The sequence below is a fragment of the Pseudarthrobacter phenanthrenivorans genome (genome assembly GCF_000813845.1).
Classification (GTDB): Bacteria; Actinomycetota; Actinomycetes; order Actinomycetales; family Micrococcaceae; genus Arthrobacter; species Arthrobacter phenanthrenivorans_B.
This window is the reverse complement of the sequence record NZ_JWTB01000010.1, coordinates 1-14,181: the sequence shown is the minus strand read 5'-3', so window position 1 is coordinate 14,181 and position 14,181 is coordinate 1. Positions and strand designations below refer to the sequence as shown.

Here is a 14,181-nt window from a genome sequence, read left to right as displayed (position 1 = left end):
CTTGGAGCTAGGCTGATTTTTGTGTCACACCATCGGCTGGCCCCCAACGTTCATGACCACAGGAACGCCCTGGAAGAGGCGTTGGGCCAGCTGCGCACGGAGCTGGAACTTCCGGGTCCGTATCCGGCCGATGCCGTTGCGGACGCCCGCGCTGCCGTGGCGGCGCTGGAGCTGCCGTCCTACGACCTGACCGCCGTCGAATTCATCACCATCGATCCCGCCTCATCCACGGACCTGGACCAGGCGGTGTTCATCGAGCCGGACGGGACGGGCTACCGCGTGCTGTACGCGATTGCCGACGTCCCGGCATTCGTGGTGCCGGGCGGGCCCCTGGACGCGGAAACGCGGCGTCGGGGCCAGACGTTCTACGCGCCGGACGGCCGGATTCCGCTGCACCCGGAAGTCATCAGCGAGGGGGCCGGAAGCCTGTTGCCAGGGCAGGACTGTTCGGCCTTCGTCTGGGACTTCACGCTCGACGGCGACGCAGCCGTGCTGTCCGTAGGTGTCCGGCGTGCCAGGATCCGCAGCCGCGACAAGCTCAGCTACAAGGGCGCCCAGGCGGACCTTGATGCCGGGACCGCCTCCCCCGTGCTGACACTGCTGCGCGAAGTGGGCCTCAAACGGGTGGCGCTGGAACGGGCGCGTGAAGGGGCCAGCCTCAACATGCCTGAGCAGGAGATCGTCCAGCTGCCCGACGGCGGCTACCGCATCGATGCCGTACCGCAGCTTCCGGTGGAGGACTGGAACGCGCAGATTTCACTGATGACGGGAATGGCTGCCGCGCAGCTGATGCTGGAGGGCAAGGTGGGCATCCTGCGCACCATGCCGGCTCCGGACGAGCGGAGCCTGAAGCACTTCCGGCTCCAGACCGAAGCGCTGGGCAAGCCCTGGGACGGCCAGGTCAGCTACGGCGAGTACCTGCGGTCCCTGGATCCCACCGATCCCCGTCAGCTGGCTATCATGCATTCGGCCGGCATGCTGTTCCGCGGCGCGTCCTACACCGCCTTCGACGGCAACGTACCCGAGGACGGCATCCAATCCGCCATCGGTGCTGCCTACGCCCACACCACTGCCCCGCTCCGCCGGCTGGTGGACCGCTTCGTGCTGGTCATCTGCGAGGCCCTGAGCAACGGCGGGGATGTTCCCGGCTGGGCGCGCGAAGCCCTTCCGCTGCTGCCAGGCATAATGGCCGGTTCGGACCAGCTGGCCTCCCGCATGGAGCGCCTCGCCCTGGACACCGTGGAGGCGGCACTGCTGCTGAACCACATTGGGCAGGAGTTCGATGCAATCGTCATTTCCGGCTCCAAACCCCAGAACGGCAACGGCAACGGAAATGGTTCCGGGAACGGGAACGGCAACGGGAAGGGCAGCAACGGCAGGAACGGGAACGGCAACGGAAGCTCCGGCATCATCCAGATTGCCGAACCCGCAGTAACCGCGCGCTGCGCCGGCGAACTGGAATCCGGCACCAAGGTCCGCGTGCGGCTGGTTTCGTCGGACATCACCACCCGCCAGATCCATTTCGAGCTGGTTTCCTGAGGCTCCAACGGGTGCAGCGTGCGGGGCGAAAACTGTTTCCGCGCCCGTGCGGCTAGACTGGGAGGGTAGAAACTGGATGCCCGGTCGTTGATTTCCTCAATTTGAAACCAACAAGCCCGCCCCTACGCGATCTTGAGATTTGCCCGCTGGTCACCAGTGCCAGCATTAGATAGCCCGCGATCGGCTTCCACTGGAATTGCTTGTGCGCCTGAGCGTGCTCCGGAACGGCCAGCCTGGCCGCCCCGTTGAGCAGGCGGCGCCATTGCCTAAATGAATAAGGAAACTCCCCTGTGAGTGAATTGCATACCCACCAGCTTCTGAGCGACGCGTCCGGCACGGAGACCATTGAGCCGGAAGAAACCATCATCTCCGACGAAAAGCCGCATGAGATCGCGGAAAAGTCCTTCGCGGACTTCAACGTCCGCCAGGACATCGTCGAGTCCCTGGCTGACGCCGGGATCACCCACCCCTTCCCCATCCAGGCCATGACCCTGCCGGTGGCGCTGAGCGGCCACGACATCATCGGCCAGGCCAAGACCGGCACCGGCAAGACCCTGGGCTTCGGCATTCCCGCCCTGCAGCGCGTCATCGGACAGGACGATCCCGGCTACGCCAAACTCGCCGTCCCGGGAGCCCCGCAGGCCCTGGTCATCGTTCCCACCCGTGAACTGGCGGTGCAGGTGGCCGGCGACCTGGTGACGGCATCACGGAAGCGCAACGCCAGGATCGCCACCATCTACGGCGGCCGCGCCTACGAGCCGCAGGTCGAAGCCCTCAAGCAGGGCGTCGAGGTAGTGGTGGGCACCCCCGGGCGCCTGATCGACCTGTACAAGCAGAAGCACCTGAGCCTGAAGAACGTCAAGATCGTGGTGCTGGACGAGGCCGACGAGATGCTGGACCTGGGCTTCCTGCCGGACGTGGAGACCCTCATTGCGGCGACTCCCGCAGTGCGCCAGACGCTCCTCTTCTCCGCCACCATGCCCGGGCCGGTCATCGCCATGGCCCGCCGCTACATGACTCAGCCCACCCACATCCGCGCCGCGGATCCCGAGGACGAGGGCCTGACCAAGCGCGATATCCGCCAGCTGATCTACCGCGCGCACAGCATGGACAAGACCGAAGTGGTGGCCCGCATCCTGCAGGCCCGCGGCCGCGGCCGGACCATCATCTTCACCAAGACCAAGCGCACCGCCGCCAAGGTGGCCGAAGAACTCGTTGACCGCGGCTTCGCGGCCGCCGCCATCCACGGCGACCTGGGCCAGGGCGCCCGTGAGCAGGCGCTGCGGGCCTTCCGCAACAACAAGGTGGACGTCCTGGTGGCCACGGACGTCGCCGCCCGCGGCATCGACGTTGAGGACGTCACCCATGTGATCAACTACCAGTGCGTGGAAGACGAGAAGATCTACCTGCACCGCGTAGGCCGTACGGGCCGTGCGGGCAACAAGGGCACCGCCGTCACGTTCGTGGACTGGGACGATGTTCCCCGCTGGGCCCTGATCAACAAGGCCCTGGGCCTCAACGTGCCCGAGCCCGTTGAAACCTACTCCTCCTCGCCGCACCTCTTCACGGACCTCGACATCCCCGAGGGCACCAAGGGCCGCCTGCCCCGCGACAAGCGGACCCTGGCCGGTGTCGACGCCGAAGTGCTTGAGGACCTTGGCGAAACCGGCAAGAAGAACAGCCGTGGCGGCAGCCGCGACGGCGGCCGGTCCCGGGACAGGGACGGCCGTGGACGCGAAGGACGCAGCGGAAACCGCGAAAGCGGCCGCAGCGCCGGCGACACCAAGCGCACCGGCGAGCGCCGCCGTCGTACGCCTGACTCCGCCGCGCCTGCCGGCGAGGCCGCCGCTCCCGCAACCGAGGGCGAACAGCCCTCACGCGCCCGCCGGACCCGGACCCGCACCCGCCGCCGCAACGGCGAAGTGGTGGCCGGCGCCGACACGGGCACGCAGCCTGGCAACTCCGAGGGCTAACTGCCCCGATGACTGACACTGTTTGGGCGCCGGACGGCGGCAGCCTGGTGGTGCACGCGGACAACGCCGAGTACCTCCCCACGCTGCCGGACGGCGCCTTCACACTGATCTACGTGGACCCGCCCTTCAACACGGGCAGGCCGCAGCAGCGCCAGGAAACCCGGATGGTGGTTAACGCCGATGGCAGCGGGGACCGCGTGGGCTTCAAGGGCCGCTCCTACGACACCATCAAGGGCGCCCTCCACCGCTACGACGACGCGTTCAGCGACTATTGGTCATTCCTGGAACCCCGGCTGGTGGAGGCGTGGCGGCTGCTGGCCGATGACGGGACGCTCTACCTGCACCTGGACTACCGTGAGGTGCACTACGCCAAGGTCATGCTGGATGCCATCTTTGGCCGGGAATGCTTCCTGAACGAGATCATCTGGGCCTATGACTACGGCGCCCGGGCCAAAAACCGCTGGCCCACCAAGCACGACAACATTTTGGTGTACGTGAAGAACCCCGCGAAGTACCACTTCGACAGCGCCGAAGTGGACCGGGAGCCGTACATGGCGCCCGGGCTGGTGACGCCTGCCAAGCGGGAACTGGGAAAGCTGCCCACCGACGTTTGGTGGCACACCATCGTTTCGCCCACCGGCAAGGAAAAGACGGGGTACCCCACCCAGAAGCCCGAGGGACTGGTCCGGCGGGTGGTGGCCGCCTCGAGCCGCCCCGGTGACTGGTGCCTGGACTTCTTTGCCGGCTCCGGCACGCTCGGCGCGGTGGCCGCCAAGCTGGGCCGGAAATTCGTGTGCGTGGACCAGAACCAGCCGGCCATCGACATCATGGCAAAACGGCTCGGTGCGCACGCCACCTTGACGTCGTTCCAGCCCAACTGAGCCGCACCGGGGTCCCCGGTCAAGGACGGACGACGGCGGCTCCCGTGCCGAGTGCCTCGATCCGTGCCAGCATCTCGGGAGCGGTGAGGTTTTCCCCGAGCAGGTTGGGTTTGCCCGTGCCGTGGTAGTCCGAGGAGCCGGTGACCAGCAGGTGGTGCGTGGCTGCGAGCTTGCGGAGGAATCCGCGGCCCTCTTCAGGGTTGTCCCGGTGGTCGATCTCCAGGCCCGCCAGGCCGGCGTCGATCATGTCATGGTAGGTCCGCTCCCCCACAATGCGTCCCCGCGCGGACGCCACGGGGTGGGCGAAGACGGGGACGCCGCCGGCGGCTCGGACCAGTTCGACGGCGGTGGCGGGGTCCGGTGCGTAGTGCGGGATGAAGTACCGGGAGCGCGAGGTGAGGATGGAGGCGAAGGCCTCGGAGCGGTCCTCCACGACGCCTGCGGCGACCAGGGCGTCGGCGATGTGCGGCCGCCCGAGGGTGGCACCGGGTGCCACGTGGTGGATTACGTCGTCCCAGGTGAGGGGATAGTCCTCGGCCAGGATGGTGACCATCCGTTCCGCCCGGGTCAGGCGGGAATCCTTGGCCTTGGTGATTTCCTCCAGGAGGCCCGGATGGGTGGGATCATGCAGGTAGCTCAGCAAATGGACGCTGATGCCTTCCTCTGTCCGGCAGGAGACCTCCATGCCCGGCACCAGGGCCACGCCGTACTGCACGGCGGCGGCCGCGGCCTCGTCCCACCCTGCAGTGGAATCGTGGTCGGTCAGGGCAACCACGTCCAGCCCGGCCCGGGCGGCGGACGCCATGACATCGGCCGGGGTCTCGGTGCCGTCGGAGACGTTGGAGTGGGCATGCAGGTCAATCCTCACTTATCCAGCGTAGTGGACGGGACTGTCCCGTTCGCTTAGCCGGGACGCTGGTGAGACGATGGTGCCGTGAACGATGCCGAAAACACCCACAACTCTGCTTCCCAGCCGCTGGAGGAGCGCGTCAACAACCGCTCGCAGCGGCCCAGTTCCAACGCCTTCAAGGCCTTCATGGCCAGCAACTGGGCGCCGGCCGGCACTGAACTTCCGCAGCGGGATGCGGTCGCCGGTTATGCCGCGAACCGGCGCAAGGCGATCTCCGCCCTGTTCAAGGGCGAACGCCTGGTCATCCCGGCGGGGCCGTTGAAGGTCCGCTCGAACGACTGCGACTACCGCTTCCGCCCGCACTCAGGCTTTGCGCACCTGACCGGGCTGGGCCTGGACCACGAGCCGGACGCCGTGCTGATCCTGGAACCGGTCCAGGAAGGAACGGGCGACGACGGCGCGCACCACCGGGCGACGCTCTACTTCCGCCCGCTGGCCGGCAGGGACACGGAACAGTTCTACGCGGACTCCCGCTCGGGCGAATTCTGGATTGGCGCCCGGCCCACCCTGGCGGAGTTCCAGGCCCGGCTGGGACTCGCCACTGCGCACATTGACGAGCTGGAAACGGCCCTCACCAAGGACGTGGGTGCCCCGGAAATCGGCGGCATCTCCATCCGCCTGGTCCGCAAGGTGGACGAGAACATCGACGCCCTGGTGGACACCGCCCGCTACAACACGGCACGGGATCCGGAGAACCTGGACCTTGCCGTCCTGGATGCCCTGGACGAGAAGCTCAGCGAGGCTCTTTCCGAACTGCGCCTGCTCAAGGATGAGTGGGAGATCGAACAGATGAAGATTGCCGTGGCCGCCACGGTCGAAGGGTTCGAGGAAGTGGTCAAGGCCTTGCCGCGGGCCCTTACCCACGCCCGCGGCGAGCGGGTGGTGGAGGGCGCTTTCTTCGCCCGTGCCCGCGAGGTAGGGAACGAGCTGGGGTATGACACCATCGCTGCGTCCGGCAACAACGCCACCGTGCTGCACTGGACCCGCAATACCGGCCGCATCCACGCCGGCGAACTGCTGCTGCTTGACGCCGGTGTGGAGGCGGACTCGCTCTACACGGCTGACATCACGCGGACGCTTCCGGCCAGCGGCACCTTCAGCGACACCCAGCGCAAGGTCTACCAGGCCGTCCTTGACGCCGCCGACGCCGGCTTTGCGGCCGCCCGGCCGGGAACCAAGTTCCGCGACATCCACACGGCGGCCACCACGGTCCTGGCCGAGCGGTTGTCGGAATGGGGCATCCTGCCGGTCAGCGTGGAGGAAGCGATCAGCCCGGAGGGGCAGCAGCACCGCCGCTGGATGCCGCACGGGACCAGCCACCACCTGGGCCTGGACGTCCATGACTGCGCGCAGGCCAAGCGCGAGCTCTACCTGGACGGCGTCCTCACCGAGGGCATGGTGTTCACCATCGAGCCCGGCCTGTACTTCAAGAAAGAGGACCTGGCGATTCCGGAGGAATACCGGGGCATCGGCGTCCGGATCGAAGACGACGTCCTGATGACAGCGGACGGCCCCGTCAACCTCAGCGCGGCACTGCCGCGCGGGGCTGACGACGTGGAGGACTGGATGGCCGGAATCTACCGGACCGAAGAAGCCTAAGTCCAGCCAGGCAAGAAAGAGCGGGACCGCCGGAATACATTCCGGCGGTCCCGCTCTTTTGTCTTTGGTGCCGGTGCCCGGCGTCCTGGACCCGGCCGGCCCAGGCCGGGCTACTGCCGGTGTTCCCCCTGGTGCTGATCGGCGTCGGGACCACGGTGATCCTCCGGCTGGTGTTCCGCGCTGTCCACCGCGTGCTGCTCACCAGTGTGCCCCGCGGCCTGCCCCGCGCCTGCCTGCCCGGCCTGCCCGGCCTGCCCGGCCTGCCCGGCCTGCCCGGCAGGACCCTGGGGCAGCCGGACGCCGTACTGCGGCCGGCCATCCGGCAGGTCCGGGTAGCGGACGGAACGGACCGGCTGCGCCGGGTGCTGGTGCTCGCCGCCGTCGTAATGGCCGCCCTGCTGCTGGCCGGCTTCGCCGGAGTAACCCGGGCCCTCCTGGACCGGCCCGTCCTGGCCAGGCCCGTTGTGGCCGGGCGTGCCGGAAGACCGCTGGCCGTAGGGGGCGTTCCAGCCGGCGGGACGGGCCGGGCCCTGCTCCTGCCCCGGCTGGTGCTGGTAGGGCTGGTTGTAGTAGTCCTGCTGCGCGTACGGGCCGTGGGCGGCGGCCGCATCGGACCGGGACATGGGAAGCTGCTGCAGCAGCCGCCGCGCCTCGTGGGCGGCCTCCGGCGCCACGATCACGTCGTAGCTGGTGGCCACCACCTGGCTGGTGGAGGTAAAGTCCCGCTTTCCGCGCTGCATGGCGTAGGTGACGATGCCGAACAGCATGAAGAACGCCGCACCCATCAGTACGGAGGTCATGATGGAGAAGTACCCCGGCGACGGCGCGAAGAAGGAGAGCATGACGCCCACGAACAGGCCGAACCACATGCCGCTCAGCGCGCCGGAGAGTGCCACCCTGGGGTAGCTCAGGCGCCCCGTAACCCGCTCCACCATCTTCAGTTCGTTGCCCACGATGGACACCATCTGGACCGGGAACTGCTGGTCCGCCAGGTAGTCGACCGCCTTCTGGGCATCGAGGTAGGAAGTGTAGGAGCCAACGGTGTCACCGGTGGGCACTGCACGGGCGTCATCCGTCCCGCTGGGGCCACCGGCCTTGGGAGCACCAAAAATGTTAGACATAAACCCATTCTTGCCCATCAAGGTGGGTGCTGCCTGTAAATTCAGCTAAAAGAGAGCAGACTCGGTAGCCTGTAGTGGTGAGCACAACACCTACCCGCGTCTTCGTGGCACGCCTGCTGGGCCTGGACGTCTTCGACCCGCTGGGCGACCGTCTGGGCCGGCTGCGTGACGTTGTGGTGCTGTCCAGGGGAACCCAGGGAGCCCCGCACGTGGTGGGCATCGTGGTGGAAGTTCCGGGGAAGAAACGGGTCTTCGTGCCCATGACGCGCATTACCTCGATCGACCAGACCCAGATCATCTGCACGGGCCTGGTCAACCTGCGCCGCTTCGAGCAGCGCGGGGCGGAAACCCTGGTGGTGGCCGAGATGTTCGACCGCCGGGTCACCCTCCGCGACGGCAGCGGGGACGCCACCATCGAGGACATCGCCATCGACCAGCACCGGTCGCGGGACTGGTTCGTGAGCAAGCTCTTTGTCCGGCGCGGCCATTCCCTGTCCCCCTTGAGCAGGCTCCGGCGCAATGAAACGCTGATCATCGACTGGGCCGATGCCCAGCAGGGACCCCGAACCGAGCCCCAGGCCGCCACCCAGTTCGTCGCCAACCACGAGGACCTCAAGCCTGCCGACTTTGCCGAAGCGCTGCAGGAGATGAGCGACAAGCGCCGGTTCGAGGTAGCCAGCGAACTGCAGGACGAACGGCTCGCCGACGTGCTCCAGGAACTGCCCGAGGACGACCAGGTGGAGATCCTCTCCGCACTGGACGTCCAGCGCGCCGCCGACGTCCTGGAGGAGATGGATCCCGACGACGCCGCCGACCTCCTCGGTGAGCTCCCCTCCGCCCAGGCCGAGGAACTCCTCCAGCTGATGGAGCCCGAAGGCGCCGAAGACGTCCGCCGGCTGCTTGAGTACGACGAAGACACCGCCGGTGGCCTGATGACCCCGGTGCCGGTCATCCTTCCCCCGGAGGCCACCGTCGCCGAGGCCCTGGCCCACGTCCGCAGGGAAGAGCTTTCCCCCGCCCTGGCATCGTCGATCTTCATCGCCCGGCCCCCGCTGGAGACGCCCACCGGGCGCTTCCTGGGCGTGGTGCACATCCAGCAGCTGCTGCGGTTCCCTCCCTTCGAGGCACTGGGAAACCTGGTGGACAAGAATCTTGAGCCGTTGTCCGACCAGGCCCACATCAGCGAAGTGGCACGGACCCTTGCCACCTACAACCTGAATTCCCTCCCCGTCGTCAATGACGCCGGCCGGCTTGTGGGGGCGGTGACTGTTGATGACGTATTGGATCACTTGTTGCCGGACGACTGGCGCGCCCATGATGGCGAAGCCCCGATAAGAAAGCTCGGTGGCCGCATTGGCTGATAACAGCGCTCCGAAGACCACGAACCAGCGGAACCTGGCACATGCGGAGTCGAAAGGCAGCCTCGACACCCCACTGAGCGCCCGCCAACGGATCCTGCCCAAATTCTCACCGGACCCGGACGCCTTCGGCCACGCCACCGAGGCCTTTGCCCGGTTCATGGGCACGCCGCAGTTCCTGGTCTACATGACCATCTTCTGCATCTTCTGGCTGGGCTGGAACACCTGGGCCCCGGTGGAGTGGCAGTTCGACTCACGGGACCTCGGCTTCACGCTGCTGACCCTGATGCTGTCGCTGCAGGCCTCCTACGCGGCCCCCCTGCTGCTGCTCGCGCAGAACCGGCAGGACGACCGTGACCGCGTCTCGCTCCAGCAGGACCGCCAGCGCGCCGAGCGCAACCTGTCCGACACCGAATACCTGACACGTGAGCTGGCCTCGCTGCGGATCGCGCTGCGCGAGGTAGCCACGCGCGACTATGTGCGCGCGGAGCTGCGCTCGCTCCTCGAGGACCTGCTCGAGGCCCAGGAGGAACTGCGGACCCATGACGACACGGGCCCGGGCTCGCACGAATCACCCCGGGACAAGGTAAAGGACAAACTGCGTGAGCAGCGGGACCGGCAACGCGGCCCGCGCACGCAGCAGATTCCCCGGGTCAAGCCCGGCCACTCTGCCCAATAACCGCCAGGCCGCCTTCACCGGCCGGCCTGCCGCCGCAACTGCACGAAAGCCGAGGCTCCTCCCATGAGCGCCCCCATGGATCCCGCCACCGCCAGCGCCGCCCCACGGCCCGAGGCCGTCAACGGCGCACTGGCCACCGTCATCGACCCCGAACTCCGCCGCCCCATCACGGAACTGGGCATGGTGGACTCCGTGCACATCGCCGCGGACGGCAAAGTCACTGTGGCAGTCCTGCTGACCATTGCAGGCTGTCCGCTGCGGGACACCATTACCGCCGATGCGCAGAAGGCCCTCTCCGCTGTACCCGGCGTCACCGCCGTCGACGTGGAACTCAAGGTAATGAACCAGGCCCAGCGCGATGCCCTGAAGGAAAAGCTGCGCGGCTCCGGCGGCCAGCGGAAGATCCCGTTCAACGAGCCCGGGTCGCTGACCAAGGTCTATGCCGTGGCGAGCGGCAAGGGGGGCGTGGGCAAGTCCTCGGTCACGGTCAACCTGGCCACGGCCCTGGCCGCCCAGGGCCTGCGGGTGGGCATTGTCGACGCCGACGTGTACGGCTTCTCGGTTCCTGCCCTGATGGGCATCACGCAGTCGCCCACCCAGGTTGACGACATGATCCTGCCGCCCGTCGCCTTCGGGGTCAAAGTCATCTCCATCGGCATGTTCGTGACCGGCAACAAGCCGGTCGCGTGGCGTGGGCCCATGCTCCACCGGGCCCTTGAGCAGTTTCTCACCGACGTCTACTTCGGCGACCTGGACGCACTGTTCCTTGACCTGCCGCCGGGTACCGGCGACATCGCCATCTCCGTCGCGCAACTGCTGCCCAAAGCCGAAATCCTGGTGGTCACCACCCCCCAGGCCGCAGCAGCCGACGTCGCAGAACGGGCGGGTGCGATTGCCACCCAGACGGGCCAGAGCATCGCCGGCGTCATCGAAAACATGTCCTACCTGGAGATGCCCGACGGCGGCAGGATGGAATTGTTTGGCAGTGGCGGCGGTGCGGTGCTCACCGAACGGCTGGGCAGCACGGTCGGCACGGAGATACCGCTGCTGGGCCAGATTCCGCTGGACATCCGGCTGCGGGAGGGCGGGGACGCCGGTCTCCCGATAGTCCTGGGGCAGCCCGATTCCCCGGCGGCCGCCGCCCTGGTTGGGATTGCCGGGCAGTTGGCGGCCAGGCCGCGGGGCCTGCCGGGAATGAAGCTGGACCTGCAGCCGCGCTGAGGTCGTCCGGGATTAGGTGGCTTCGGTGTCGAAGGGGGCTGTTTCGCCCGGGGCAAGCCGTTCCACGATTCTCTCGGGCCGCTTGGGCGCCGTGTCAGCCACCGCTGCGGCACCTGAAACGGCTGCCACGGCGGCCGGCGCGCCGGAACTGACGGGCTTGGTGTCGTCGTCGAGCAGGGCTTCCTTGATGATGCGGCGCGGATCGTATTGGCGGGGGTCGTACTTCTTCCAGTCGACATCGTCGATATCGATGCCCACTTCTTCCTTGATCTGTTCACGCGCGCCGGAAGCCATGCGCCGGAGTTCCTTGACCAGGTTTGCCAGTTTCTGGGTATATTCCGGCAGCCTCTGGGGGCCGATCACCAGGACGCCAATGATCAGCAGAAGTATGAACTCCGGGCCGTTGATTCCAAACACTTTAGGAAGATTACCCTCTCCGGGCTGAGAGTGACGATTCCCGTCCGGCGGACGGGGAAACAGTCCGTGTCACCGGCTGAACAGGGCTGCGATCTTGCTGATGCCGCGCTCCAGCCGCGCCTCCAGCGGCTCCGCGGACTGATTCCCGCCGGCGTCCGGCACCGCCGCGGCAACGCCCTCCGAGGCGGTTTCGGCAAGCTGCTGCAAGATGGGCAGCGCATCATCAGCCTGCTCCGCCGGCAGGTCTGACCGGTACGTGATGGTGAGGCCGGCCGTCCGGTACGTGGCGGCACCGGGCGACGTTCCCCACATGTGCAGCGGCGCGCCCTCCCCTCCCGTTTGGCCGGTGGCGGCCGGGGATGGATCCGCCACTTCCGCGGCCGGCGCATGCTGTTCAGTGACAGTGGCGTGGTGGGCTCCGTCAGTGAACCGCAGCTCCACCGCGGGCTGCCCGTCAACCATCACCGCGCGGGCCGCCTGCAGGCGGAACCCCATCGCCTGCAGCTCAGGACAGGCCCATCCCTCGGAGCGCAGGGTGGACAGCTGCGCGGCAGTAAGCGTGCGGCCGTCGGCGGGGGTTTGGGCCGAGGCGTGGGAAAAGGCGGCTTCGGTTCCGGCCGGCCCGCCCGTTCCAGGATCACCGGCCGCCGTGAACGCGCCGACCGCCAGGACTCCGGCGGCAGCCATGGTTCCGCCGGCTGTGAAGGCGAGGGCCCGGGCTGCCATGCGGGATGTGCCCTGGTGGGCAGGCGCCGGAGGTTGCGCGGCCAGCTCGTGGGTGCGCGTGAGCAGCCGGGCGGTCAGGTCGTCGCTGGCCGGCGGGATGGGGGCTTCCCGGAGCCGCTCAAGATACTGGCGTTCCCGGCGCATGGCGGAAGCGCACTCGTGGCATGCTTCCAAGTGCCTGCCGGTGCGTTGATGCCTGCCGCCGAAAGGAAACTGTGACTTCATGCGCCGTTCAGAGAATGCCGGCGATGCGGGGCATCGAAAGCTTGCGGCGGGACTGCTGCGGGCGCGGGTCACGGTGGGCCAGCTTTTCCCGAAGCATGGTCCGGCCCCGGTGGATGCGGGAGCGGACGGTGCCCAGCTTCACCCCCAGGGCTTCTGCGACTTCGTCGTAGGACAGCCCCTCCAGGTCGCACAGGACCACGGCGGCGCGGAAGTCCGGCGGAAGCTCCTCCAGCGCGGCCTGCACGTCCAGGTCGAGGTTGTTCAGCTCGAAGCTCTGCTCGGGACCCGGCTCGCGGCCGGGAAGGCGGGACTCGGCGTCCTCCGCCAGGGCGTCGAAGCGGATGCGGGTCTTCCGGCGTGCCTGGTCGAGGAACAGGTTGGTGGTGATGCGGTGCAGCCAGCCGTCCAGTGTTCCCGGTTTGAAGTTGTCCAGTGAGCGGAAGACGCGCACGAACACCTCCTGGGTGAGGTCCTCGGCGTCGAACTTGTTGCCGGTCAGGCGGTATGCCAGCCGGTAGACCTTCGCCGAGTGGTTGGTCACCACTTCTTCCCAGGTGGGACGGACCCACTCATCGTCGGGATGGCTTACTGCAGGGACAGGTGCCACAACTGAAGATGACATCGTCCACTCCCCTCGTGGAATGCTAACGCCCGGATACTGTTGACATCTCTGATTCGGCGCCGGTCACCTTTTGGATGAGCGGATATTAATCATGTCAAACTTGGCTGGGAATTTCCTGACCGGGAGCCAACTTCAGCCTTGGGCGCAACGGCGGCTTCCCGGACCAGCCGGGCCGGACCCAGTAGGCTTGAGGAGACATTCCCCCCTTACGCCCAGAAAGCGATAATTCATGAGCGCCGACAAGTCCAGCAGCTGGTCCTATGCAGAAGATCTGCCCGCTGAGGATGAGGTTATGCTTCGGGCACGGGAGCGCTCTTTTGAACTGGGCGTCAGCGCCATCAGCCCCGGCGTGGGTGCCGTCCTTACCGTTCTGGCTGCCGCGTCCAAAGCCCAGACCGCCGTGGAGATCGGCACCGGCGCCGGTGTTTCCGGCGTCTGCCTGCTCCGCGGCCTCGGCCCGCAGGCAGTCCTGACCACCATCGATGTGGACGTCGAGCACCTCCGTGCCGCGCGCGAAGCGTTTGCTGAGGCCGGCAGTCCCGCCAACCGCACCCGCACCATTTCCGGGCGTGCCGGCGACGTCCTGCCGCGGCTCACGGACGGCGCCTACGACCTTGTGTTCATCGACGCGGACAAGCCCGGCCTGCCAGGTTACGTGGAACAGGCCATTCGGCTGCTCAAGCGGGCGGGCCTGCTGATCATCAACGACGCACTGGACAAGGACAAGGTTGCCAATCCCGCGGGGCGGGAGGCCACCACCGTGGTGCTGCGCCAGGTGGGCCGGGCAATCCGCGACGACGACAGGCTGGCTTCGGCGATGCTTCCCACCGGGGACGGGCTGCTGGTGGCCGTCAAGAAATAGCTGCCCCAAAAGGTCAGGGTGCGCAGCCCGCGGGCTGCGCACCCTGAC

General features: G+C 67.5%; 13 protein-coding genes. 8 read left to right on the top strand and 5 right to left on the bottom strand.

What is annotated here, in order from left to right:
* The first annotated feature begins 21 nt into the window (after positions 1-21).
* The 3 genes from RM50_RS04970 (at position 22) to RM50_RS04960 (ending at position 4,393) form a co-directional block, all read left to right on the top strand.
* The gene (locus tag RM50_RS04970; RefSeq protein WP_043450595.1) at positions 22-1,539 is read left to right on the top strand and encodes an RNB domain-containing ribonuclease; all 1,518 of its coding nucleotides are present in this window, start codon (positions 22-24) and stop codon (positions 1,537-1,539) included.
* A 290-nt stretch (positions 1,540-1,829) separates the two neighbouring features.
* The gene (locus tag RM50_RS04965) at positions 1,830-3,512 is read left to right on the top strand and encodes a DEAD/DEAH box helicase (protein WP_043450593.1); all 1,683 of its coding nucleotides are present in this window, start codon (positions 1,830-1,832) and stop codon (positions 3,510-3,512) included.
* Between the two features lie 8 nt (positions 3,513-3,520).
* Positions 3,521-4,393 (top strand): DNA-methyltransferase, encoded by an 873-nt coding sequence (locus RM50_RS04960; RefSeq protein WP_043450590.1) that lies wholly within the window; start codon positions 3,521-3,523, stop codon positions 4,391-4,393.
* Positions 4,394-4,412: 19 nt separating this feature from the next.
* Here RM50_RS04960 and RM50_RS04955 read toward each other — a convergent pair whose 3' ends face one another.
* Entirely contained in the window at positions 4,413-5,261 is an 849-nt protein-coding gene (locus RM50_RS04955) for a PHP domain-containing protein (RefSeq protein WP_043450589.1), read from the bottom strand.
* A 66-nt stretch (positions 5,262-5,327) separates the two neighbouring features.
* Between RM50_RS04955 and RM50_RS04950 the strand changes: the two genes are divergently transcribed.
* Positions 5,328-6,902 carry an aminopeptidase P family protein gene (locus RM50_RS04950; protein WP_043450587.1) on the top strand — a complete coding sequence of 525 codons (1,575 nt, stop codon included), beginning with the start codon at positions 5,328-5,330 and terminating at the stop codon, positions 6,900-6,902.
* A 110-nt stretch (positions 6,903-7,012) separates the two neighbouring features.
* Here the strand turns inward: RM50_RS04950 and RM50_RS04945 are convergent, their stop codons facing one another.
* Entirely contained in the window at positions 7,013-8,023 is a 1,011-nt protein-coding gene (locus tag RM50_RS04945) for a general stress protein (RefSeq protein WP_043450585.1), read from the bottom strand.
* A gap of 77 nt (positions 8,024-8,100) precedes the next feature.
* On the opposite strand from RM50_RS04945, the gene RM50_RS04940 reads away from it, so the two are divergent.
* The 3 genes from RM50_RS04940 (at position 8,101) to RM50_RS04930 (ending at position 11,281) form a co-directional block, all read left to right on the top strand.
* On the top strand, positions 8,101-9,384 hold the full coding sequence (locus RM50_RS04940; RefSeq protein ID WP_026265667.1) for a magnesium transporter MgtE N-terminal domain-containing protein: 1,284 nt from the start codon (positions 8,101-8,103) through the stop codon (positions 9,382-9,384).
* Positions 9,368-10,060, top strand: a complete 693-nt coding sequence (locus tag RM50_RS04935; RefSeq protein ID WP_043450584.1) for a DUF1003 domain-containing protein — start codon at positions 9,368-9,370, stop codon at positions 10,058-10,060. Before RM50_RS04940 ends, RM50_RS04935 begins: the two co-directional genes overlap by 17 nt.
* A 63-nt stretch (positions 10,061-10,123) precedes the next feature.
* Complete coding sequence (locus RM50_RS04930) at positions 10,124-11,281, top strand: Mrp/NBP35 family ATP-binding protein (RefSeq protein WP_240471869.1); 1,158 nt, start codon at positions 10,124-10,126, stop codon at positions 11,279-11,281.
* A 12-nt stretch (positions 11,282-11,293) separates the two neighbouring features.
* On the opposite strand, the gene RM50_RS04925 is transcribed toward RM50_RS04930, so the two are convergent.
* The 3 genes from RM50_RS04925 to sigE form a co-directional block, all read right to left on the bottom strand.
* Entirely contained in the window at positions 11,294-11,698 is a 405-nt protein-coding gene (locus RM50_RS04925) for a protein translocase TatA (protein ID WP_043450582.1), read from the bottom strand.
* 69 nt (positions 11,699-11,767) lie between these two features.
* Positions 11,768-12,568, bottom strand: coding sequence for an anti-sigma factor (locus RM50_RS04920; protein WP_240471867.1), 801 nt, complete (start codon positions 12,566-12,568; stop codon positions 11,768-11,770).
* 88 nt (positions 12,569-12,656) lie between these two features.
* Complete coding sequence (gene sigE, locus RM50_RS04915; protein ID WP_043450580.1) at positions 12,657-13,271, bottom strand: RNA polymerase sigma factor SigE; 615 nt, start codon at positions 13,269-13,271, stop codon at positions 12,657-12,659.
* A gap of 229 nt (positions 13,272-13,500) precedes the next feature.
* Here sigE and RM50_RS04910 point away from each other — a divergent pair, with 229 nt between their 5' ends.
* Positions 13,501-14,133 carry an O-methyltransferase gene (locus RM50_RS04910; RefSeq protein ID WP_043450579.1) on the top strand — a complete coding sequence of 211 codons (633 nt, stop codon included), beginning with the start codon at positions 13,501-13,503 and terminating at the stop codon, positions 14,131-14,133.
* The last annotated feature ends 48 nt before the right edge of the window (positions 14,134-14,181 follow it).

What these genes read in the sequence shown, in the direction of transcription:
- RM50_RS04945 (WP_043450585.1), bottom strand. Translation starts at nt 8,023, where the DNA reads ATGTCTAACATTTTTGGTGCTCCCAAGGCCGGTGGCCCCAGCGGGACG.
- RM50_RS04930 (WP_240471869.1), top strand. Translation starts at nt 10,124, where the DNA reads ATGAGCGCCCCCATGGATCCCGCCACCGCCAGCGCCGCCCCACGGCCC.
- sigE (WP_043450580.1), bottom strand. Translation starts at nt 13,271, where the DNA reads ATGTCATCTTCAGTTGTGGCACCTGTCCCTGCAGTAAGCCATCCCGAC.
- RM50_RS04920 (WP_240471867.1), bottom strand. Translation starts at nt 12,568, where the DNA reads ATGCGCCGGGAACGCCAGTATCTTGAGCGGCTCCGGGAAGCCCCCATC.
- RM50_RS04910 (WP_043450579.1), top strand. Translation starts at nt 13,501, where the DNA reads ATGAGCGCCGACAAGTCCAGCAGCTGGTCCTATGCAGAAGATCTGCCC.
- RM50_RS04960 (WP_043450590.1), top strand. Translation starts at nt 3,521, where the DNA reads ATGACTGACACTGTTTGGGCGCCGGACGGCGGCAGCCTGGTGGTGCAC.